19 protein-coding genes are annotated in these 22,146 nt (G+C 71.9%); 11 read left to right on the top strand and 8 right to left on the bottom strand.

Annotated features, from left to right (window positions below; translation table 11 throughout):
• Window positions 1–6: 6 nt before the first annotated feature.
• Both ABZ855_RS13875 and ABZ855_RS13870 read right to left on the bottom strand, forming a co-directional pair.
• Window positions 7–1,941, bottom strand: coding sequence for a hypothetical protein (locus ABZ855_RS13875; protein ID WP_360805944.1), 1,935 nt, complete (start codon window positions 1,939–1,941; stop codon window positions 7–9).
• Between the two features lie 130 nt (window positions 1,942–2,071).
• Window positions 2,072–3,457, bottom strand: coding sequence for a transcriptional regulator (locus ABZ855_RS13870; RefSeq protein ID WP_360805941.1), 1,386 nt, complete (start codon window positions 3,455–3,457; stop codon window positions 2,072–2,074).
• Window positions 3,458–3,796: 339 nt separating this feature from the next.
• On the opposite strand from ABZ855_RS13870, the gene ABZ855_RS13865 reads away from it, so the two are divergent.
• The 7 genes from ABZ855_RS13865 to ABZ855_RS13835 all read left to right on the top strand — a co-directional run bounded on the left by ABZ855_RS13865 (window position 3,797) and on the right by ABZ855_RS13835 (window position 13,257).
• Window positions 3,797–4,450 (top strand): bifunctional DNA primase/polymerase, encoded by a 654-nt coding sequence (locus ABZ855_RS13865; protein ID WP_360805938.1) that lies wholly within the window; start codon window positions 3,797–3,799, stop codon window positions 4,448–4,450.
• Window positions 4,451–4,724: 274 nt separating this feature from the next.
• Window positions 4,725–5,501, top strand: coding sequence for an ABC transporter ATP-binding protein (locus tag ABZ855_RS13860; protein ID WP_360805935.1), 777 nt, complete (start codon window positions 4,725–4,727; stop codon window positions 5,499–5,501).
• Window positions 5,498–7,111, top strand: a complete 1,614-nt coding sequence (locus tag ABZ855_RS13855) for a transporter (RefSeq protein ID WP_360805933.1) — start codon at window positions 5,498–5,500, stop codon at window positions 7,109–7,111. Before ABZ855_RS13860 ends, ABZ855_RS13855 begins: the two co-directional genes overlap by 4 nt.
• A gap of 124 nt (window positions 7,112–7,235) precedes the next feature.
• Window positions 7,236–8,048 carry a hypothetical protein gene (locus ABZ855_RS13850; RefSeq protein WP_360805930.1) on the top strand — a complete coding sequence of 271 codons (813 nt, stop codon included), beginning with the start codon at window positions 7,236–7,238 and terminating at the stop codon, window positions 8,046–8,048.
• Between the two features lie 5 nt (window positions 8,049–8,053).
• Window positions 8,054–12,355, top strand: a complete 4,302-nt coding sequence (locus ABZ855_RS13845; protein WP_360805927.1) for a CHAT domain-containing protein — start codon at window positions 8,054–8,056, stop codon at window positions 12,353–12,355.
• Between the two features lie 51 nt (window positions 12,356–12,406).
• Window positions 12,407–12,592 carry a hypothetical protein gene (locus ABZ855_RS13840; RefSeq protein WP_360805924.1) on the top strand — a complete coding sequence of 62 codons (186 nt, stop codon included), beginning with the start codon at window positions 12,407–12,409 and terminating at the stop codon, window positions 12,590–12,592.
• Window positions 12,589–13,257 carry a hypothetical protein gene (locus ABZ855_RS13835; protein ID WP_360805921.1) on the top strand — a complete coding sequence of 223 codons (669 nt, stop codon included), beginning with the start codon at window positions 12,589–12,591 and terminating at the stop codon, window positions 13,255–13,257. Before ABZ855_RS13840 ends, ABZ855_RS13835 begins: the two co-directional genes overlap by 4 nt.
• Before the next feature lie 85 nt (window positions 13,258–13,342).
• On the opposite strand, the gene ABZ855_RS13830 is transcribed toward ABZ855_RS13835, so the two are convergent.
• Both ABZ855_RS13830 and ABZ855_RS13825 read right to left on the bottom strand, forming a co-directional pair.
• Entirely contained in the window at window positions 13,343–14,224 is an 882-nt protein-coding gene (locus ABZ855_RS13830; RefSeq protein WP_360805918.1) for an alpha/beta hydrolase, read from the bottom strand.
• Window positions 14,225–14,758: 534 nt separating this feature from the next.
• Window positions 14,759–15,451 carry a metal-dependent transcriptional regulator gene (locus ABZ855_RS13825; RefSeq protein ID WP_319208867.1) on the bottom strand — a complete coding sequence of 231 codons (693 nt, stop codon included), beginning with the start codon at window positions 15,449–15,451 and terminating at the stop codon, window positions 14,759–14,761.
• A gap of 271 nt (window positions 15,452–15,722) precedes the next feature.
• Here ABZ855_RS13825 and ABZ855_RS13820 point away from each other — a divergent pair, with 271 nt between their 5' ends.
• Window positions 15,723–16,478, top strand: a complete 756-nt coding sequence (locus tag ABZ855_RS13820; RefSeq protein WP_360805914.1) for an SIS domain-containing protein — start codon at window positions 15,723–15,725, stop codon at window positions 16,476–16,478.
• On the opposite strand, the gene ABZ855_RS13815 is transcribed toward ABZ855_RS13820, so the two are convergent.
• Entirely contained in the window at window positions 16,466–17,905 is a 1,440-nt protein-coding gene (locus ABZ855_RS13815) for a PAS domain-containing protein (RefSeq protein ID WP_360805912.1), read from the bottom strand. The genes ABZ855_RS13820 and ABZ855_RS13815 overlap by 13 nt on opposite strands.
• 229 nt (window positions 17,906–18,134) lie before the next feature.
• Window positions 18,135–18,611, bottom strand: a complete 477-nt coding sequence (locus ABZ855_RS13810) for a GNAT family N-acetyltransferase (RefSeq protein WP_360805909.1) — start codon at window positions 18,609–18,611, stop codon at window positions 18,135–18,137.
• 57 nt (window positions 18,612–18,668) lie between these two features.
• On the opposite strand from ABZ855_RS13810, the gene ABZ855_RS13805 reads away from it, so the two are divergent.
• Both ABZ855_RS13805 and ABZ855_RS13800 read left to right on the top strand, forming a co-directional pair.
• On the top strand, window positions 18,669–19,115 hold the full coding sequence (locus ABZ855_RS13805; protein ID WP_360805906.1) for a GNAT family N-acetyltransferase: 447 nt from the start codon (window positions 18,669–18,671) through the stop codon (window positions 19,113–19,115).
• Window positions 19,105–19,701: a YrhB domain-containing protein gene (locus tag ABZ855_RS13800; protein WP_360805903.1), complete on the top strand. Its 597-nt coding sequence runs from the start codon at window positions 19,105–19,107 to the stop codon at window positions 19,699–19,701. Before ABZ855_RS13805 ends, ABZ855_RS13800 begins: the two co-directional genes overlap by 11 nt.
• Here ABZ855_RS13800 and ABZ855_RS13795 read toward each other — a convergent pair.
• Window positions 19,691–20,098, bottom strand: coding sequence for a RidA family protein (locus ABZ855_RS13795; protein ID WP_360805900.1), 408 nt, complete (start codon window positions 20,096–20,098; stop codon window positions 19,691–19,693). The genes ABZ855_RS13800 and ABZ855_RS13795 overlap by 11 nt on opposite strands.
• 244 nt (window positions 20,099–20,342) lie before the next feature.
• Between ABZ855_RS13795 and ABZ855_RS13790 the strand changes: the two genes are divergently transcribed.
• A complete protein-coding gene (locus tag ABZ855_RS13790) occupies window positions 20,343–21,422 on the top strand; it encodes a protein kinase family protein (RefSeq protein ID WP_360805897.1) in 1,080 nt (359 codons plus the stop codon).
• A gap of 98 nt (window positions 21,423–21,520) precedes the next feature.
• Here the strand turns inward: ABZ855_RS13790 and ABZ855_RS13785 are convergent, their stop codons facing one another.
• Window positions 21,521–22,144 (bottom strand): 2'-5' RNA ligase family protein, encoded by a 624-nt coding sequence (locus tag ABZ855_RS13785; RefSeq protein WP_360805894.1) that lies wholly within the window; start codon window positions 22,142–22,144, stop codon window positions 21,521–21,523.
• Window positions 22,145–22,146: the final 2 nt, after the last annotated feature.

Raw genomic sequence — 22,146 nt, 5'->3', positions numbered from 1 at the left:
GAGCGGTCAGAGCTGGGTGGACTGGCGCTCCGTCAGGCCGTACGGCTGGGCGATCGCGTTCCACAGCTCGGCCGCCTTCGCCTTCTGGGCGGTGGCGATGCCGCTCTGCTGGTTGCCCTTCTGCGTCTGGCCGGTCGTACGGGCCTGGCCCTTCTTGCAGCCGTTCTTGCCCGCCACCTGGTCCGCCCAGGCCGCGTAGTGGTCGTCGGCCGACTGGGACGCGTGCCAGGCCTTGGTGAGGGCATCGGTCAGCTGGTCGTGCTCGGGGAGCTTGTCGACGTCCAGTGCGGAGAGCCGGGTGACCAGCTCACCGCGCTGCTGGGCCGCGCCACGCAGGTCGGAGGCGGCCTGGCCGAGATTCCGGCAGGCCTTGACGTCCGCCACGGCCTTGATCACCGCGTCGCGGCTGTTGTTGCTGTCGGCGAGCAGCTTGTCCAGTTCGACGGCCTGCGCCTTCGCCGGGTCGGCGGCCGGGGCCTTGGACTCCTCCGGCGCGCCCGAGGTCGCCGCGACCGTCTTGTTGCCCGCCTCGGTGTCGCTGTCGCCGCCCCCGCCGCTCAGCAGGGCGCCGGCGCCGATCCCGAGCACGATGATCCCGATCCCGAGGGCCGCGATGACGGGCACGCGCGAACGCTTGCCACCCCTCCCGTCGTCCCCGTCGTACCGGTCGTCCATGTCGTGGGTCTGACCCGGGAAGCCGTACGAGGGCTGCTGGGCGCCGTACGGAGCCTGCTGGCCGTAGGACGGAGCGGGGGCGGACTGCTGCTGGTACTGGTGCGGCTGCTGGGGCTGCTGGGGCTGGATGCGGGGCAGCTGCTGGGTGGAGCCGGCCGGGGCGTCGGAGCCGGGGCCGGTGCGGAAGAGGTTGTCGAAGTCGGAGGGCGGCTGCCGGCCGTCGGCGCCGCCGGCGGGTATGCCGTACGACCCTCCGGGCACCGGCGGGATGTACTGGGTGGCGTCGGCGTCGGACCCCGCGGGGGCCGCCTGCGGCACCCGGCCCAGGTACGTGGTCGCCTCGGCCTGCGCCTCGGGCGGCAGCGCGCCGGGGCCCACGGGCGGCAGGAACTGCGTCGCCGCCTCGTTGACGTGCGGCGCGGCGGGACCGGGCGCGGGGGCGTGCGCGGCGACCGGCGGGAGGTACTGCGTGGCCGGGTCGCCCACCGGGCCCGCGTTGCCGGGAACCGGCGGGATGAACTGCGTCGCCGCCTCGTTGACATGCGGCGCGTAGTACTGGTTGGCCGGGTCCGCGACCGGGCCTGCGCTGCCGGGAACCGGGGGGATGTACTGGGTCGCGCCCTCGTCGGCGGGCGGCAGCGGGGCGCCGGGGGCGGCGGCGTACGGGACGGCCGCGCCGCCCTCGGGGGGCAGCGGGGCGCCGCCGCCGTACTGCCGGCCGTACGGCTGCTGGTACTGCGGCATGGGCGCACCTCCGGCCGCGGGCGGCAGCGGCGCGGACCCGGCGCCGTAACCGGGCTGCTGGGACCAACCCCCGGACACACGCGGGTCGTTGTCCCACGCCGGTGCCGACGGGGCCTGCTGCTCGGGCTGTTGCTGCGCCTGGGGCTGGGGGGCGGAGTACGGGTTGGTGTGAGGGTTGGACTGTGGGTGGAACTGGCCCTCGGGGCCCCACTGTTGCTGGTGCTGCTGCTGGTGCTGCTGGGCGTCGGGCGGCGTCGGCCAGCCCTCGGCCGACTGAGCCTGGCCGGGGTGCCCGCCCTGGTGCTGAGCCCCGTCGGCGTCCGGGCCCCACGGCTGTCCCCAGGTCTGGCCGCCGGCCGGGTTCGGGGCCGGGGGCGGAGGCGCGGCCGGGGTGGGGGCCGGTCTGCCGCCGCTGCTCCCCGTCATACCCGGCAGCAGCGGTTCGCCACCGTCGGAGGGCAGCACGATGCCTTCGCGCGCCACGCGCGGCGAGGGCTCCTCGCCCTGTCCACTCTGCGTCACCGGGACTCCTACTAATGGGGGACCTTCGGAATCTTCGGTTAACGCTACCGGGTTCCCGGAATCCGTTTTGCCGCAGCACAGGGCCGGACCGCTCCCCCACCAGCCCCTCAGCGTCCCGGTGTGTCTCCCGTCACGCCGCCGCCCGCAGGTCGAGGCGCGCCCCGAACTCCCTGACCACCGCTTCCTCGCGGTACGGCTCCAGGCGCGCGTGGAGGTCGTCCAGGTACTCGGCGCCCCGGTTGGAGCGCAGGGTGCCCAGGAGTTCCACCGCGCGCAGACCCGTGTGGCAGGCCTCCTCCACCTCGCGCTGCTGGACCTGTGCCGTGGCCAGCAGCACCAGCCCGATGGCCCGGCGCCGCGCCCGTGTCTCCGGGTGCCCGTCCAGCGACTCCTGGGCGCATCGCGCCGCCGCCTCGGCCTGGCCGAGGTCCCGGTGGCAGTGCGCCAACTCGTCGGCCAGGTAGGCCCCGTCGAAGTGCGCGATCCACGCCGGGTCGTCCCCCGACTCCGGATCGGCCGCGTCCAGCGCGTCGATCGCGCGCCCCGACGCCAGCTGGGCCGCCCGCGCGTCCCCCATCAACGCGTGGCCCCGGGCCTCCGCCGCGTAGAACATCGCCTCCGCGCGCGGGGTGACCCTGCCACGCGCCCCCTCCTGCGCGGCCCTCGCCAGCTGGGCGATCTCCCGCGGGTTCCCGAGCTGCGCGGCGAGGTGGCTCATGGAGGCGGCGAGTACGTACCCTCCATACCCCCGGTCCCCCGCCGCCTGGGCGAGCCGGAGCGCCTGGATGTAGTAGCGCTGGGCGAGACCGGGCTGGCCGGTGTCGACGGCCATGTACCCGGCGAGTTCGGTCAGCCGTGCGACGGCGGCGAACAGATCACGCCCGACCGCCTCCCGGTACGAGCCCGCCAGCAGACCGGAGACGACGCTGTTGAGGTAGTGCACGATGACCGGACGCACATGGCCGCTGCCGAACTGGTGGTCCAGGTCGGTCAGCGCCTGTGTCATCGCGCGCACCGCCGCCACGTCCGACGGCCCCACGCGCGGCCCCGCCTGGCGCGCCACCTGGGAGTCGGGGGACGAGATCAACCAGTCGCGGCTGGGCTCCACGAGCGCGGACGCGGCGACGGACGAACCGGACAGGAAGTCCCGCCGGCCCACGTCGCTGCGCCACAGCTCACACACCTGCTCGATGGCGCCGAGGACGGTCGGGGAGAACTGGAGCCCGACGCCCGAGGCGAGGTTCTTGCCGTTGGCCATGCCGATCTCGTCGATCGTGACCGTACGGCCGAGTTTGCGGCCGAGGGCCTCGGCGATGATCGCGGGCGCCCGGCCCCGGGGCTGCTGTCCGCGCAGCCAGCGGGCCACGGACGTCTTGTCGTACCGCAGATCGTGGCCGTGCTCCGCGCCGCACATGTTGACCCGGCGGGCCAGCCCGGCGTTCGAGCAGCCCGCTTCCTGGATGAGCGCCTGCAGCCGTTCGTTCGGCTGCCGCGCGACGAGAGGCCTTGCGGCCATGGCGTACCCCCTGTGGCTGCGGTGGCGTGCCCACGCACCGAGTTGACGTGTCTTCCGTGCCCGGAGCCCCTTCCGTACGCGGCCCGTGAAGCGGACGAGTACGGCGAAAAGATCCGGCCTCGAAGATCAATGCCCCGCAGCCATGCCGACAATGCGAAGCATGTGAGGATTGCCGGGGTAAAGGCGGATCCCCGGCCCTCCCCTGCCTACCCAGCCCCGTCCGGGATCCTCCTGCGCGCCCCCGCACATGCATCCATGCGCCCCAGATGCGGAATCGATGCTCCTCCCCCGCGCATGTGACATGCGTAACTCATGAATCCCACTAGAGTTGTCCTCATCGTGGAAGAGACCATCGCGGGCCCTGATGCTGCCCAAATCCCCAAGCAACGCGGCGAATCCCTCTTGGAAACCGCCGTCCGGTACGCCGAAGAGCGCCACTGGGACGTGTTTCCCGGTACGTGGCTGGAAGCAGTCGACGGGGTGCAGCGCTGCTCCTGCGGCGACACCGCGTGCGCCCTGCCCGGCGCACACCCGTCGCGGCCCGACTGGGCGACGCAGGCCACAGGCAGTGCGACCGTCGCGCGCCGGCTGTGGACCGAGCAGCCGACGGCGTCGATCCTGCTGCCGACCGGGCATACGTTCGATGCGATTGACGTGCCTGAGACCGCGGGGTTTCTCGCGCTGGCGCGCATGGAGCGGATGGAACTGACACTGGGGCCGGTGACGTTGACGCCGGATCGGCGGATGCGGTTCTTTGTGCTGCCGGGGGCTTCGGCGAAGGTGCCGGATCTTGTGCGCAAGTTGGGGTGGTCGCCGGCGTCGCTGGATCTGGTGGCGTTGGGGGAGGGGGCGTATGTGGCTGCGCCGCCTACTCGGTATGGGTCTCGGGGGGCTGTGCAGTGGGCCTGCCGGCCTACGCCTGCGAATCGGTGGTTGCCGGATGCGGAGGAGTTGATCTCGCCGCTTGCGTATGCGTGCGGCAGGGATCGCTAGTTCGCCTAATGGGGTGCCTGGTTTCGGTTGAGTGGCGGGTGCGGGGGCGTTGTGGCTTGTCGCGCAGTTCCCCGCGCCCCTAAAAGCGTCCTGTTGCCGCCGATCGGATGTAGCCCCGCGTCAACTGAAAAGCGTTCCGTTGCCGCCAATCGGATGCAGCCGCGCGTCAACTGAAAAGCCTGCCGTTGCTGCCGATCGGATGCAGCCCCGCGTCTCTGAAGACAATCAGGTCCAGCCCCGTGTCCATGGACAGCCTGACGCTTAGGGTCGGGGCATGGTTGATGGGGTTGCCGTGTGTGTGCGGGGGCTTTGGAAGCGGTTTGGGGAGCAGGTTGCTGTTGCCGGGATCGATCTGGAGTTGCCCGCGGGGAAGTTCGTCGGGCTTGTCGGGCCCAACGGGGCCGGAAAGACTACCACTCTGTCGATGGTGACCGGGCTGCTGCGGCCCGACCAGGGCACCGTCGAGGTCGTGGGGCACGACGTGTGGCGGGACCCGGTCGAGGTCAAGGCGCGGATCGGGGTGCTGCCCGAAGGGCTTCGGCTCTTCGAGCGGCTGTCCGGGCGTGAACTCCTCGCCTACTCGGGGCGGTTGCGCGGACTGCCCGGCGCCGAGGTCGACAAGCGGGCCGCCCAGCTGCTCGACGTCCTCGATCTGGCCGGCGCGCAGCACAAGCTCGTCGTCGACTACTCGACCGGCATGCGCAAGAAGATCGGCCTCGCCGCCGCCCTCCTCCACAATCCCGAAGTCCTCTTCCTCGACGAGCCGTTCGAGGGCGTGGACCCGGTGTCGGCGCAGATCATCCGGGGTGTGCTGGAGCGGTACACCGCCTCCGGCGCCACCGTCGTCTTCTCCTCGCACGTCATGGAGCTGGTCGAGTCGCTGTGCGACTGGGTCGCGGTGATGGCGGCGGGACGTATCCGGGCGCACGGCCCGCTGGCCGAGGTGCGCGGCGAGGCCTCCTCGCTGCAGCAGGCGTTCCTCGAACTCGTCGGCGCGAGCGGGCGCGACCACGGGTCCGACCTGGACTGGCTGGGCGGCGGCGCCCGATGAGGGCAGCGGCAAAGGGCGCCGGCCCTTCGATCACTCCCGTCGTCGTGCGGCTGAAGTTGTCGTTGCTCACCAACGGGCTGCGGCAGTCGGCTGGGCGGCGGGCCGTGTACATCTCCTCCCTTGTCGTCGTGGTGCTGCTCGCCGCGCTCCAGTTCCTCGGGCTGGTCGCTCTGCGGGGCAACTCGCACGCCGCGTCCGTCGCCGTCCTGCTCCTCGCGGTGATGGCGTTGGGCTGGGCGGTCATGCCGCTGTTCTTTCCCAGCGGGGACGAGACTCTCGACCCGACCCGGCTGGTGATGCTCCCGTTGCGGCCCCGGCCGCTGGTCAGGGCGCTGCTCGTGGCCTCGCTCGTCGGTATAGGGCCGCTGTTCACGCTGTCCCTGCTCGTCGGGTCGGTGATCGCCGTGGCGCGGGGTGCGGCGGCGTTCGTCGTGGCGCTCGTGGCTGTCCCGCTCGCGCTGCTGGTGTGCGTGGCGCTCGCGCGGGCCGTCGCCGCGGCCAACGTGCGGCTGCTCAGCAGTCGCAAGGGCCGCGATCTCGCCCTACTCAGCGGGCTGGTCATCGCGGTCGGGGCGCAGCTCGTCAACTTCGGTGTGCAGCGGCTCGGTTCGGCCGGGCTCGGTCAACTCGACCCGGTCGCCGAGGTGTTGGCGTGGGTGCCGCCCGCCTCCGCGATCGGGGCGGTGGACGCGGTGAGCGACGGGTCGTACGGGGTCGCCGTCGCTCAACTCGCGCTCAGCGCGGGCACGTTGGTGCTGGCGGTGCGAGTCTGGTCGCGGACGCTCACTCGGCTGATGACTGCTCCCGACGGGTCCACTCTTCAGGCCGCCGAGCCTTCCGTGGCCCGGGAGCGGGGCGTCGGCGGGCTCGCGGGGCTGCTGCCGGGCGGGCGTACCGGGACCGTGATGGAACGGAGTCTGCGGTATGCGTGGCGCGACCCCAAGACCAAGGCCGCGTGGGTGACTTCGCTGGCGATCGGGCTGATCGTGCCGGTGTTCAACGCGATGCAGGGCACCGGTTCGATCTACATCGCCTGCTTCGCGGCCGGGATGCTCGGCATCCAGATGTACAACCAGTTCGGCCAGGACACCTCCGCCTTCTGGATGGTCGCGATGACGATCTCGTCCACTCGGGACGCGTACGTCGAACTGCGCGGCCGGGCGCTGGCGTTGGCGCTGATCTGCCTGCCGTACGCCACCCTCGTGGTCGTCGTCACCACCGCGCTGCTCGGTGAGTGGGCGAAGCTGCCGGAGGCGCTCGGGCTGTCGCTCGCGCTGCTGGGGGCGATGCTGGCGTCCGGGGCCTGGGCGTCGGCGAGGTTCCCGTACTCGATCCCGCAGGAGGGGTACAAGAACGTGGCCCCCGGGCAGTCCGGGCTGGCGACGGTCGCGATTCTCGGCGGCATGGTCGGGGCCGCCCTGCTGTGCGCCCCGGTCATCGCCCTCACCGTCTGGCTGAACGTCTCCTCGGGCGGCGACCGGTGGGGCTGGCTGCTGCTGCCCGTGGGCGCCGCATACGGGGTCCTGCTGACCGTGCTGGGACTGCGCCTCGCCGCCCCGCGCACGGCACGTCGGCTGCCGGAGATCCTCGCGGCGGTCAGCAAGGGCTGAACGGCCGTCGACCGCCCGTACATCAACTCCTTTTTGGGTCGAACTTGCCTACGGCATAGGGTGTTTGGCTCTTGATTCGCGGGGAGGAGGGGGTGACGGAAGCTTTTCAGGGGGGAGCCCGCGCATGGCCAGATGGTTCGGCAGATCCAGGTCCAGGAGCTACGACAAGGCCGGCGCCGCCGCCGAGTCCGAGAACCTCGAACCCCTCGGCGTCTCCGACGACCTGCGGCTGGCGTACGGCCGCACCGGCGACCCGAAGCTGCTGCGCGGCTCGCTGCAGGCCGCCGAACTCGCCCTGCAGGTCTACCCGGTGGACGATGTCCGGCACGCCGCCGCACTGTCCTCACTGTGCATGCTGCACCGGCTGAGCTGGGAACGGGACCGGGGAGCGCCCGACCTGATCAAGGCCGTCGACTACGGGCGCCAGGCCGTCGACAAGTCCCCGCCCGGCGACTCGGAACTCCCCCGGCACATGTCGTCACTGGCCACCGCCCTCCAGGAGGTCTACGACAGCACGCAGGACGAGGAGTCGATAGACGAGGCCATCGCCCTGTACCGGGGCTGTCTGGAGCTCATGCCGGCGGGCGGCGGCTCGCTGGGCGAGCAGCGCGCCGGGCAGGAGTCCAACCTCGCCAACTCCCTTCTCCGCAAGGGCGGGAAGAGCGGCGACAGCAACCTCCTCAACGAGGCCGCCGAGCACGCCCGGGCCGCACTGCGTGACACCCCGGCGGACCACCCGATGCACGGGGTGCGGCTGGTCAACCTCGGCGGTGTGCTCTTCGGGCTCGTCAAGAACGGCGAGCTGAGACACCTCGTCGAGGCGGAGGAGTCGTACGCGCGCGGCTTGCGTGAACTCCCCGCCCGCCACCCCGCGCGGCCCGGGGTGGAACAGACGGTCGCGATGCTCAGGGGTCTGCGCGGGCAGTTGGGGATCTGACCGCGATGCCGGAGCGACCGGTCGCCGAACTGACCCTGTTCGTCGAGGACTTCGCCGGCCCCGACCGCTGGCGGTGGGTGCTGGTGGCGCCGGACGGCGAGGTCGTCACCCGGCACGAGGTCCGCCTGGACCCGGCCGGCCCCCAGTACGAGGCCTTCCTCGATCTGCCCGGTTATCTGCGCCGGCACGCCGCCCCGGACGTACGGGCCGTGCGGGAGCGGGAGATCGTCCGGGAGGTGGGCGCCTGGATCGGCGCGGAGGTCCTCGGGCCCGTGGCGCCCGCCCTGCTCGCGTGGGCCCCTGCGGTGGTACGGGTCGTCGTACCGGCGGACGTGCCCGCGGCTCGGCGCCTGATGTTCGTGCCTCTGGAGCTGGCCCATGCGCGGGGGCTGCCTCTCGCCGTCCAGGACGTCACCCTGGTGACGCAGCTCGGGGCGGGCGGAGCGCCCCCGGGAGGCGGTCGGGAAGGGCGTGAGGGCGGCGGGCCGGTGCGGGTGCTGGCGCTGTTCAGTCTGCCCGAGGGCAGCCGGGCGCTGAACCTGCGGCGCGAACGGCTGGCGCTGACCCGGCTGTTCACGGACGCGGCCCATGCCGGGCGCGCGGTGGAGCTGCACACGCTGCAGTACGGGGTGACGCGGGAGCGGCTGCGTACCGTGCTGGCGCGGCCGGCCGGCTGGGACCTCGTCCATGTGTCGGGGCACGGCGCCCCCGGTGAACTGCTCCTGGAGACCGACGCCGGGCGCCCCGACCGGATCCGCGGGCCCGAACTCGTCGATCTCCTCGGTACGGCCCATGGGGTCGGTCTTGTCACCCTGTCGGCGTGCTGGTCGGCGGCGGCCGGGGCCGCGTCGCGAGCCGAGGAGGTCGCCGGGGAGGCGGTCGTCGGGGCCGTCGCCGGGGACCTCGTCGAGCGGCTGGGGTGCGCGGTGCTGGCCATGCGGTACCCGGTGGAGGACGGGTTCGCCACCGCCCTCGCCGAGCGGCTGTACCGGCAACTGGTCGTCGAGGGACGGGCGTTGCCGCGGGCCCTGGCGGAGGTGCTGGGCGAGTTGTCGCAGGAGGACGCCGGGGCGGGTTCCGCTCTCCGGGCGGGGACCCCGGCGTTGTTCGGTGCGCGGGCGGTGGGGCTGAGGATGGGCGCGCCGGTGCGTGAGGTGGTCGGTGAGGCGGTGGGTGAGGCGCCGCCCGCCGAGACGGGTTTGTCCGCCCAACTCCCGCCCGTACCGGAGCACTTCGTCGGCCGCGTCGCCCTTCTGGCCCGCGCGAGCGCCGTACTGGCTCCCCGCAGCGGGCTGTGCGGGATGCTGCTGCAAGGGATGCCGGGCGCCGGAAAGACGGCGTGCGCACGGGAGTTGGTGGCGACGCACGCCCATGCCTTCGACCGGGTCGTCTGGTTCACGGCACCCCAGGAGCAGGAACAGGAACGTGGGCGACCGCACCGGGGGCCGCAGTACGCGGACGGAGCGCTCGCCGCCTTCGCGTTGACCCTGGAACAGGCGGTGCCCGGGCTGCGCTGCCTGCATCTGCTGGACGGCGACCCGAGCGGGTCCGACCGGTCGGCGGCGGAGTTCGCCGGTGCCGTCTCCTCGTGGCTGGAGCGGGAGCGGGCGCTGCTGGTCATCGACGGCATCGACGTACTGCTGACCCCCGACAGGGCCTGGCGGGAGCGGAGTTGGGGCGAGCTGGTCGGTGCGCTCGCCACGCACGGCGGGGCTGGGCGGCTGATCCTGTGCGGACGGGTACGGCCGGCCGGGCTGGGGGCGGGCGTACGGACCGAGCCGGTCGATCTGCTGAACCCGGACGAGGCCATGCTGCTCGCCCGCGAACTCCCCCATCTGGCCCGGCTGATCGACGGCCGCCTCCCCGGCACGACCCCCGCCGCCGCCCGCAAGCTCGCCACCGGGCTTCTCCAACTCGCCCAGGGTCACCCGAAGTTGCTGGAGCTGGCCGACGCCCAGGCCGCCGATCCGGAGCGCCTGACCCGGCTGCTGGCCGCCGGGAACCGGGCCTCGACGGCAACCGGGGGCGGGAGCGGCGAAGACGACAAGGACGGCGGCGACGCCGAGCTGCTTCGCGTACTGCGCGCCTGGTCCGACGGTGTCGCCGCCGAACTCGCCCCCGTGGACCGGGACTTGTTCCACTTCCTGTGCTGCCTCGAGGAGACCGACCGCACCCGTCCCGCCGTGGACCACAACTGGCCCGACCTGCGCGCCCGGCTCGGTCACCCGGACACACCGGTGGAGCCGGCGCTGCGCACACTCGTCGCCCAGGGCCTGCTCACCCCGCGGCCGGGACAGTCGTACGAGATCCAGGCCGCCGTCGCCGCCGAGGGGCGGGCGCGGGCCGGTGAGCGGGTCCGGGAAATGGTCGACACCCGGCTGTCGGGATACTGGCTGCGGGTGTTCGAGCTGTCGTGGTCCCGCGAGGGCACCGATGCCGAGGGCGCCCAGCTGGCCGGGCGGCTCCTCACGCACGCCGCGCTGGCCGCCGCGCCCTATCTGATCCGGCTGCGGCAGGAGTCGTCCGCCGCGACGCTGCTGGAAGCCGTACTGCGCCGGGACATCTCGGCCCCGACCAGGGCCCGCGTACTGCCCCTGCTGCGCCGGATCGCGGCCCGCGCCGCGTCCGCCCCGGACAGCGGAGTCGCGGCGCCGACGAGCGCCCTGGCCCGGGTGATCAACGAGACCGACCCGGCCCTCGCCGAACGCCAGGAGCGCCACAACCTCGACTCCGCGCTCGCCCGCGGCGACCACGCCACCGCCGCCTCCGCGACCAGCGGCCTGGTCGACATCTGCGTACGCACCGGACGCCTCACCGAGGCGCTCGCCTTCGCCGAACAGGGCGCCGACCACGCGCGACGGGCCGGCCTCGGCACCTGGACGACGCTCCTGTACGAGGTCCAGCGGCTGCACGTCCTGTCCCAGACCGCCCGGGCCGGCGAAGTACTCGCCGAGGCCGACGCCCTGCGCCTGCGGATGCGTGACGTGCCCCGGGAACGCGGGCCGCGCGAGGGCGTCGACTGGTGGCAGGTCTGGGAGGAGCTGTGCGACACCGGGCAGCGCGCCGCGATCGAGGCCCACGAGTGGCAGCGCGCGCTGGAGTACGCCGACGACCTGGGCAGCTCCAAACGGGCGCGCGGCGCGCCGGTCACCGACTTCGCGCAGGCCCGGCTGCCCGCGTACATGCCGTTGCTGCGTCTGGGCCGGATCCAGGACGCGCTGCGGCTGCTGGAGGAGTGCCGGGAGGTGTTCGAGGACGCCGGGGACTTCGCTTACCTGGGTGAGGTGTTCGGGGCGCTCGCCAATGTGGCGGACGTGCGCGGGCACGGCGAGGTGGCGATCGCCCGGGAGCGGGACAGTCTGCGGTACGCGTACCGCGCGGGGCTTCCGGCGTTCGTCGCGGTCGGTCACGCCAACCTGGGCACCTACCTCCACACGTACGCGCGGGACGCGGCGGGCGCGGTCGCCCACCATCTGACGGGCGCGCTGCTCGCCACACTCACCGGGGGTGGCCGGACGATGGACGCCGCGCTGTCCCTCGCGGGCGACCTTCAGGAGTTCGGGGCCACGGCAGATGCTCAACTGCCCGGGACTGTCGAGGAGTTGTGTACGCGGGTGGCCGAGGTGCCCGGCGTGGCCCTGGACCGGCTGCTGGCCGGCCTGGACCCCGGGCTCGCACGCAGCCGGGAGGCGCTCGCCGAACTGGTCAGGGAGGCGCGAACGAGCGCGGCGGAGCAGAGAGCGGCGGCGGACCGGCTCGCCCCCGTACAGGCGGCGGCGTGGGGCATCACCTGGGAGCCGGTGCTGGCGGCGCTGGTGGCCGCCGAGCGGCGCAACACGGCGGCGAAGGTGAAGCTGCGCCAGCATCTCGCCCATGTCGCCACGGTGGACCCGATGTTCGGCCCGCTGGCCGACGTACTGGGCCGTATCCAGGCCGGTGAGCGCGGCCCGGGTGTTCTCGCCGGGCTGACGCCCCTCGACGCCGGGGTGGCCGTGCGGGCGCTCGAAGCCCTCGCCGGCCGGGGCACCGTGGCCGTCGAGCTGTGGACGGTGATGTACCTCGGCATCGCCCTCGGCAGCTTCATCGCCGACGCCCTCGACCCGACCGGGGAGCACGAGGTGACCCGGGAGAACCTGGACGGGTTCGCCGCCGACCCCGCCCTCGCGCCGATGGCGCCGGTCCTGGAGCGGATCCTCGCCGGCGAACGCGACCCCGGGCTCGGCAGCGCGCTGGAGCAGCCGACCCACCGTGCCGTCGTCGCCGCGCTGCTGCGCCACCTCGGCGACGCGGAGACGGGGCTCCGTTGACCTGCCGGCGGAGGCTGCCGGTAGTCGGCCGCCGACTGGGATACTGCGCGTATGGCGGACGCCCCGAAGATCAACGACGTACGGCTCGGCGACAACGGTGTGCTGGAGTTCTACGACGGCACGGCGTGGATCCTGTACCCCGATGTGCCCGACGACGACGGGCCGCCCCAGGCACTGACCAAGGACTCCGCGACCACCACGACCACCACGTCCACGACGGAAGACCGGCCGCAGTGACCACCGAACCGCCGCCGTCGTCGCCGTCCGAACCCGGCGTCGTCACCCCCTTCGACGCCCTGCCCTCGCCTCTGGACGCCGTGCCCGAGCTGCGGGCCGCCGCGCGGTGGATGATCGCCGCGTTCGGTGCCGTCGGGGCCGCGCTGGTCGGCGGTGGGCCGCTGGTGGCCGTCGGGAAGGTGCACGGCACGGGCGAGGCGCTGGTCGCCGGTGGTGCGCTGGCCGTCGCGCTCGCCGGGGTCTGCCTCGCCGTCTGGCAGGTCAGCCGGGTGCTCGTACCGCCGATCACCACCACCGCCACCCTCAACTCCCCGGCGGCGCGCGGCCTGCGCGAGCTGATCGACGCCTCCCCGGCCGACTTCTTCGGCTCCGCCGCCACCGGCGTCGACGACCTGCTGCGCCACCGCACGGTCGCCGCGAACATCCACCGCGCACTCGCCGCCGAGACCGACCCGCGCCGCCGCGAACTGCTACGGGGTCACCTGGACCGCGCGAAGACCAACATCGCCCGCACCGACCCCTTCGTACGCTGGCTGCTGGCCATGGCCCACGTCTGGCAGATTCGAACAACCTTCCACGAGGCCCGCCGCTGGTGCGTACTGGCGGTAACCCTGGTAGCGACAGGCGCGATCACTTTCCTGACAGTGACAGGAAACGGCTTTTAGGAGCTTTGGGGGGGTTGGGAGCGCGGGGAACTGCGCGACAAGCCCCCACCGACCGGCAGCCAAGGACCGGCCCCTCGACGCCGCACTATCGAGCCAGCACCCCGTCCAGAAACGGCTCCACAGCCCCCCGCCAAGCCGCAGGCTGGTCATAGTGAACGAGATGACCGGCGTCAGCCACCTCCGCGTACTCCCCCCGAGGCAGCACCCGAACCATCTCCATCGCCTCCGCCCGCCCCAGCTCCCCGTCCAGCCCACGCACGACAAGCGCAGGGCACTGAACCTGCGTCAGCTCCTCCCAGTGCGCGTCGTACACCCACGTCTCCCGGGACTTGAGCATCTGCTCCGGTTCGAAGACGGGCCGCCAGCCGTCCGGGGACTCCTGCATCACCTCGGCGTAGAACTCACCGCGCGCCGGGTTGGGCCGCTCCACCCAGGGATCGTCCTCGCCGAACCACTTGCGCACGTCGGCCAGGGTGGCGAAGGGGGCGGGCCAGGCCTTGAACCAGTCCTCCCACTCGCGCTGGGAGGCCGCGCCGAGCGCGGAGGCCCGCATGTCACAGATGATCAGGGCGTGCACCAGGTCGGGGCGTTTCGCCGCGAGCTGCCAGGCCGTCAGGGCGCCCATGGCGTGGCCGATGAGGACGACCGGGCCGAGGTCCAGCTGTTCGATCGCCGCCTCGGCGTCCTCGACGTACGCCTCGCGGGTGTAGATGCCGTCGGCCGGACGGTCGCTCTGGCCGTGGCCCCGCTGGTCGAGTGCGACGGCCCGGTGCCGCTCACCCAGCCACCGGGCGGCGGACGCCCAGTGCGAGGCACGGCCCATGAGCCCGTGCAGTAACAGCACGCCGGGGGCCCGGTCGGGTGCTCCTACCGGGGCCTGGCCCTCGCCCGTCTTGGGAGGGTCGGCGAACTCCCAGGCGGCAAGTCGTACGCCGCCCGCTCCGGTCACATCGATACGCCGCGCCACAGGTCCTGGCACCCCCCTAGCCATCGAAGTTTCCTGTCGAAGGTTTCTGTCGAAGTTTCCTCGCCGGAGTCCAGATTATCGAATGGACATTCGAGAATGCGGTATCCGGCCGCAACACCCCTCGTTCGAGTGACACCGCTCAGGGAATGATCCGCGTGGCCGAGGGGAGACCTTCTGCGGGAGGCGGACCGCTCGGGGAAAACGGTCCGAAGGGGATGACCCTGGGAGCTCGGGGCTCCGGGTCAGCACAGGGGAGGACAGGCCCCGGCGCCACTTGGCGCCGGGGCCCTCTTCACGTCTGCGGCACATCCTCACGCTCCCCCTCCCCGCCGGGCGACGCCTCCGCCGCACCCGGCCAAGAGCCCCTCACGTCAGATGCCTCTCGCGACAGCGTGGCATGCGCGGCGGCCGAGCGCTGCGATTCGGCGCACTGAATCTTGGATTGCCACCCCGGAACGGCACGAACCCCGAAACGGGCTCCGGGACGGGGCAACTCCCCCCTCGGTCACAGGTTTTGACGGTTCAGGATCAGGGTCAGCGCTTGGCCACGAACACATGCGAGGCGACATCCGCCTCCAGCTCGGCCGCCTCGCCGCCGCTGCCGACCAGCACCCCGCCGGCCGCCTCCGTCACGCTCACCACCGAACCGGGCTGCACACCCGCGCGACGCAGCGTGTACATGAGCTGCGCGTCCGTCTGGATGGGCTCGCCGATGCGGCGTACGACGACGGTCTTGCCGTCGGTTCCGGGGTCGAGGTCGGCCAGCGAGACCATGCCCTCGTCCAGGAACGGGTCCGCGCCGTCCTTCTCGCCCAGCTCCTCCAGGCCCGGGATCGGGTTGCCGTACGGCGACTCGGTGGGGTGGCGCAGGAGTTCGAGGACCCGGCGCTCCACCGCCTCGCTCATCACGTGCTCCCAGCGACACGCCTCCGCGTGGACCTGCTCCCACTCCAGGCCGATCACATCGACGAGCAGACACTCCGCGAGGCGGTGCTTGCGCATGACGCGGGTGGCGAGGCGACGGCCCTCGTCCGTGAGTTCCAGGTGCCGGTCGGTGGCGACCGCCACCAGACCGTCGCGCTCCATCCGGGCCACGGTCTGGCTGACCGTCGGACCGCTCTGGTCCAGCCGCTCGGCGATCCGGGCGCGCATGGGGACCACACCTTCCTCCTCCAGCTCGAGGATGGTGCGGAGATACATCTCCGTCGTATCGATCAGTCCGGACATTCGTGCCCCTTGATGAGATGTGCCGGAGGCTCGACGGCTCCGGCGCGTGCGCTGGCCCTGGCTTCAATTCTGACGCATACCACTGACAACCGTGCCGCCGCGTTGCGACCACACGGTTACGGATCCCCGCGGCCGGGTACACAGCACGTTTCATCGAGGGTACGGCGAGGGCCGCGGTAACGGCTCGCGGCGCTGTTGACAGGGCAGTGGTCCAGACCTCACCGTGATCGGCGACACGGACGGATGCGCCGATCTCCCGAAGGGCTTAGCAATGAGCGACAGCGAGTTGGCCGGGCAGTTCCTCGACGCCGCGATCGGGCTGCTGCAGCGCGTGCGCGACGAGGAGGCGGAGGCCGTGAGGGCCGCCGGCACGCTCATCGCCGACACCGTGGCCGCCGGGGGCCGGCTGTTCGCCTTCGGCGCCGGGCACTCCTCGCTCGCCGCGCAGGACGTCGTCTACCGCGCGGGCGGCCTCGCTCTGATGAACCTGCTGACCGTCCCCGGCGTCGTCGGCGTCGATGTCATGCCGGCCACCCTGGGCTCCGCCCTCGAGCGCGTCGAGGGCCTGGCGACGGCCGTCCTGGACACGTCACCGCTGCGCGCGGGGGACGTACTCGTGGTCGTCTCCCTGTCCGGCCGCAACGCCCTCCCGGTGGAAATGGCGCTGCACGCGCGTGCCCTGGGCGTGAAGGTCATCGGCGTGACCTCGGTGGCGTACACGACGGAGACGACGCCCCGGAATCCCTCGGGCACGTTCCTCAGGGACCACTGCGACGTCGTACTGGACTCGAAGATCGCCCCCGGGGACGCCGTACTCACCCTCGACACCGTCCCGGCGCCCTTCGCCCCCGCCTCCACGGTCGTCACGTCGGCGCTGCTCCAGTCCGTCATGGCGACGGCGGCGGGCATCCTGGCGGAACGGGGCATCGAGCCCCCGCTGCTGCGCTCGGGCAACGTGGACGGCGGCCATGAGTGGAACGCGCGCATCATGAAGCAGTACGGCGACCGGATCTTCTACGAGCGCTGAGCCCCTCCCCCGTCGGGCGCGGCCAGGTCCAGGGCCGTCGCGATCCGGGCGGCCACGTCCTCGGCGTACATGGCGTCCGATCGCTCGAACTGGCTTCGGCCGGCACCGCGCAGAAACGTTACGACACCCAGGGTGCGGCCCCGGCTGCGCAGCACCGCGCACAGGGCGTGGACCGACTCCGGCGGCCACTGGCGCTGCACGGCCCACGCGCGTGCCTGCTCGACGGCGTACGACCCGGCGCTGGCCCGTACGGATCCGGACCGCTCCACGCACTGCACGGCAGGGTGGCCGTCGCCGTACCTCACCGGCAGTCCGGCCTGGCCGGCGAGGACGCTGGGCCCGGGCGCCCCGGAGGGCGTCGCGGCGGCGCGGACCAGGCGTACCGGCCCGTCACCGCCGTTCGCCGTGCCGTCGGCCGCCGTACCGCCGATGACGGCGATCCGGTCGATGAGCGCGTGGTCGGCGAAGCCGGCGAGGGCGAAGTCCAGGTGCGTGGTCGCGGCCTCGGCGGCGTCCTCGCACTCGGCGGCGGCACGCGCGGCACGGTGCAGCTGGTTGGTGCGGAACCGCAGCTGGGCGGCTTCCTGTTCGATCTGCTTGTTCTCGGTGATGTCCTGGAACAGCCACCCCACGCCGAGCGGCACTGGTTCCTCGGTGAGCGGCGAGGCCAGCCGCAGGAAGCCGCTGCGCCAGCAGCGCCGCTTGTCGCCCTCGGGCGTCCGTACGCTCACCCACATCTCGGCGGGCGCGGGCGGCGCGCCCTCGGCGAGTACGTGCGTCAGCGCGCTCTCCAGCTCCTCGACGCCCTGCGCGAGCAGCTCACCGAGGGGCCGTCCGAGTACGGCGGTACGCCCGATGCCGAACGAGCGTGCGGCGTGCGCGTTGACGACGGCGGGCCGCAGATCGGCGTCGACGAGCACGACACCCCAGCTCGCGTCCTCGAACAGAGCCTCGCTCAGGGCGATCGACCGCTCGAGGTCTATCTGCGCGTGCACCTCGCTGAAGGCGCAGTACAGCCCGGCGGGCTTGCCGTCGGGCCCGCGCACGGCGGCCGACTGCGTCCGTACGAGCACGCGCCCGCCGTCCTTGGTCAGCAGCGCGAACTCGTGCACCTGGCGGCCCGGGGCGTGCATCGCGGAGAGCAGCCGCCCCTCGATCTCCTCGGCGTCGGCGCTGCGCACCGCCCACCCGGCGAACCCGTGCCGTCCGACGGCCTCGGTGGCACTCCAGCCGAGGATCCGCTCGGCCTCCCGGTTCCAGTGGGTGACCACGCCGTCCGCGTCGAAGGCGCACAGGGCGGCATCCATGCCGTCGAGAAGGGCTGCGAGCAGGTCGAACCCACCGCCGTCCGAACCTTCCGGGCCGTCCCTCTCTGGCTCGTCCGGCCCCAGCTCGTCGGTGGTCCCACTACGCCGGGAAGCACTCACCTGGACCCCCTGCAGGCTGCGTCCGCGTACTGCGCGACGGTTCGCTCACTCACCATCATTCAACTCGAACGTGACGCAGCACACATCGAGTTCCCCCAAGTTCGAAGGAAATCGTTGTACGGCGGAAATCCGCCGTACTCCGGGAACAAGCCCCTTCTGCCCTGCACCCCGCCGGACCAAACCGACCATCCGGAATGCGAGAAGCCTCGGCACGGAACGTCCGGGGCCTTCATGATCCCGCGCCCGTGCCCCCGCCCGCCAGCCGGAGGTCGATCCAAAGGTCGCTCTCGCCGTCCAGCACATACCGCTCGACCTCGACGAACCCGTGTTTGAGCGCGAAGGAGAGCCCGTCGTCGTTGGCGGCCAGGACGACGGTCTCGATCCGGTCGGCTCCCAGCTCCCGGGCGAGCGTGAGCCCGCGCGCGTAGATCTCCGCCCCGAACCCGCGCCGCCGGAAACCGGGCAGCACGCGCGCGATGACGGTGGCCACGGCCGTTCCACCGTCCCCGGCGGGCGGTCGAACGGTGGAGCACCCCACGAGGGTGTCGCCGAGATAGGCGACTTCCAGCCGGTTGCGGACACTACGCGCGCGTACCGCGTCCAGGGACATGGCGGCAGGCGGAACGATCAGGTTGTGGACGAGCCGCCAGTCCTCGAGGGCGGCCTCGTCGATGTCGCTCACGGGCACGATACGAAGATCAGACACGGCGCCAGGAAATAGCACTCGGCAGGACATCGTCAACGGAGTAGTACCGTGCCGATCATGGCGGACTGGGACATACGACCGGCGACGACAGCGGACATGGAGCCGCTGGCCGAGATACGAGCCGCGGCGATGCGGGCGGATCTGGAACGACTCGGGCGCTACGACGAACACCGCGTCCGCCAGCGCTTCCGGGACGCGTTCGACCCGGCCCACACCTGGGTGATCGAGGTGGGCGGCGAGTTCGCGGGCTGCGTGGCTCTGCGCCCCGCCGAGGACGCCCACTGGATCGAACACTTCTACCTGGACCAGCGCCACCAGGGCGTCGGCGTCGGCGCGGGCGTACTGAGCGCCCTGCTGGCACGATGCGACGCCGAGGGCACCCTCGTCCGCCTGGACGTGCTCCAGGGCAGCCCGGCACGCCGGCTGTACGAGCGGCACGGGTTCCGGGTGGAGAGCGAGGACGCGGTGGACGTGTTCATGGTGCGCGAGTGCCGTGAGGGGTGACGGGGGCCGCCTCGGCGGGATCGGGCGCGAGGACGCGGTGCGGATCGTGGAGGAGGAACTGGACCGCGAGTACCGGAAGTCGTCGGGGCCGGGCGTGGATCCGGTGACGCGCGTGGTGGTCGCGCGTGTCGAGGCGCACGAGTTGGTGTGGCTGGTCTTCTGCCAGTCCGAGGAGTTCGTACGCACCGGGGACCACCGCTTGATGTTGATCGGCAACGGCCCCTACCTCGTCGACCGTGTCGACGGAGGGCTGCATGTGATCGGGGCCGCCTCCATGGCGGACGGGGAGTGGGAGACCGACTACCGGGTGCGCGTCCGGGGCCTGGCCGTCCGCACCGCCGTGGACGACCTGCACGACGAGATACGCGAACTCGCCGCCGCGCAGGGGCGGATACGTGCGGTACGGGGCCTGCGGCAGAGGCTGCCCGTCCTGTCTCCGGCCCAGGCCCTCCAGTACGTGCACGGACTCCTGGACGACGACCTGCCGGCCCACCTCGTGGCCGTCGCCGTCGAGCGACTCGGCGTACCGGTCGACCCGGTGCTCGCCGTACGGACGATCCGCCCGGGAGGGTCGGTCAGTCGATGACCGCGGTGGCCTCGATCTCGACCAGGTGTTCGGGGATGTCCAGTGCCGCGACGCCGATCATCGTCACCGGCGGCGCCGAGGTCACGCCCAGTTTCTCGGTCGCCCGGGAGATGCCCTCCAGGAGCAGGGGCATCTTGTCGGGCGTCCAGTCGACGACGTAGACGGTCAGCTTCGCCACGTCGTCGAAGGTCGCGCCGGCCTCCGTAAGTGCGGTGCCGACGTTGAGATAGGCCCGCTCGGCCTGCGCCGCGAGGTCGCCTTCGCCGACGGTGACGCCGTCGGCGTCCCAGGCGACCTGCCCGGCGAGGAAGACCAGCTTCGAGCCGGTGGCTACGGACACCTGCCGGTAGACGTCGATCTTGGGCAGTCCTTCGGGGTTCAGCAGGGTGATGGCCATGGTGGGTCCGCCTGTTCGTGGGTCTCTGTTGGTTACTGGGAAACCGTAGGAGAGTGGCGGCTGACGTGGAAGAACGCACTTTTCGGTGACTCGGGAACCAGATGGTGACCATGCAGCTCACGGGCTCACCCGACGAAAAAAACCTGGGTCGCGCGGACTCGCATGGCGGATAGGCTCGATCACCTGCACGAGAACGAGACGATCACTTACCGAAGCCCTGGTTCGGGGCACCGAGGAGTCGTGAATGCATCCCCCGAACCCGCGGTATGCCGCGCGGCTCGCCACTTACGGGACTGTGGCCACGCACTTGTCCTTGCTGAGCGACCGTCGGCTCGGCGAGGTCGTGGCCGCCGCCGAGCCGCTCGGGTCCGGCATCGGCGGCAGATCGGCGGAGCTGGACATCGACGGCACGCGGGTGTTCGTCAAGCGGATCCCGCTGACGGAGACCGAGTTGCGGCCGGAGAACGCGCGGTCGACGGCGAACCTGTTCGGGCTGCCGATGTTCTACCAGTACGGAGTGGGGTCAGCCGGTTTCGGGGCCTGGCGGGAGCTGGCCGTGCATGCCATGACCACCAACTGGGTCCTCGGGAACGAATACGAGGGCTTTCCGCTGATGTACCACTGGCGCATCCTGCCCGACTCCCCTCCCGAAGGGTTCGCCGACGCTTTCGGGGGTATCGACGGGGCGGTCGCGCACTGGGAGGGTTCAGCGGCCGTACGCGAACGCCTCGAGGCAATCGGCCGGTCTTCGTCCAGCCTCGTGCTCTTCCTGGAACATGTGCCACAGACGCTCGCCGACTGGCTGAACGACTACCGGACGCCCGCACCGGAGGGCGGGGAGGATTCGCCGTACCCATGGGTGGAGGAGGCCCTCGCACGCGGGAGCGCCTTCATGAGCTCGCGCGGACTGGTCCACTTCGACGCCCACTTCGCCAATGTCCTGACCGACGGACAGCTGCTCTACTTCGCGGACTTCGGACTCGCCCTGAGTTCCCACTTCGAACTGTCGGCGGCCGAGGCGGAGTTCCTCTCCGACCACCTCGTCTATGACCGCCACTACACGGCGAGCCATCTGCTCCACCACCACCTGCCCGACGGCCTGCTCGGCGGCATGGAACACGAGGCGTTCCTGCGCGAGTGGATCAACGGCCACCAGCCCGCCGGCGTCCCGCGCGAGATCGCCGCGATCATCGACCGGCATGCGCGAGCCGCCGCGATCATGGGCGAGTTCACCCGCCGTCTGCTCAACGAGAGCAAGCTGACGCCGTTCCCGGCTGCTGAGATCGGGCGGGCCTGGGGGACTGCGGCGGCGGCGCCCCGCTGAGAGGCGTTGCCGCCAGCCGCGCCCAACCGCACCCCGCCGCCCAGTTCACTCGGGGGTTCGTACGGGCGACGGGGCTCGAGCACATGCCCGGCTCCGAGTCAGCCGAGTGGAACGCTCGCGAACGTCTCCCACTCGTACATCTTGTGATCCCGGTTGATCACGATCAGTTCCACCGCGGAGACACGTGATCCAGCGGGCGTGATGTCAAGCCCGGCAAGTGCTCGGGCGATCGGTTCAGCGGGGCCTTCACTGTTGCTGTAGGCGACAGACACATGCGGTGTGAAGCCTTCGGCTTTCTCGGGGACATCGCCGAGGACGTCACCGATCGCGTCCCGAATCGCGTCCCGCACGGTGCGGACCGGAGCATCAGGGTTGACGTGCAGAAGGACCGCCTCCGGATCGAGTACGGCCGGCCCGATCCGGAGGTCGAAGGCGGGGACGGCTGCCAGTCGATCCCGAGCCAGGTCGGCGATGGCCTGCACGTCTCTTTCCTTCGCCTCCCCCACGAAGCCGATGCCCTGCATGGTCAGGTGCAGCCATCGGTCGGGGATGGGGGTCAGGACGTCTCCGAGCGGAGCAAGGGCCGACCGGTACTCGGCGGCAAGCCGGTGCACATCCGCCTCGCCCTCGAAGGTGAGGTGCCAGGTGTAGAAGCGGCGGCCCACACTCCAACCGGGCCGCCACCACCAGTGGTTCCGCATGGTCTCGGTTCGAGAGGTCATGC

Source organism: Streptomyces sp. NPDC047042 (assembly GCF_040644035.1).
In the GTDB taxonomy this organism is placed as follows: domain Bacteria; phylum Actinomycetota; class Actinomycetes; order Streptomycetales; family Streptomycetaceae; genus Streptomyces.
The sequence above is the reverse complement of the archived record's forward strand: the minus strand, read 5'-3'. Positions and strand labels throughout refer to the sequence as shown.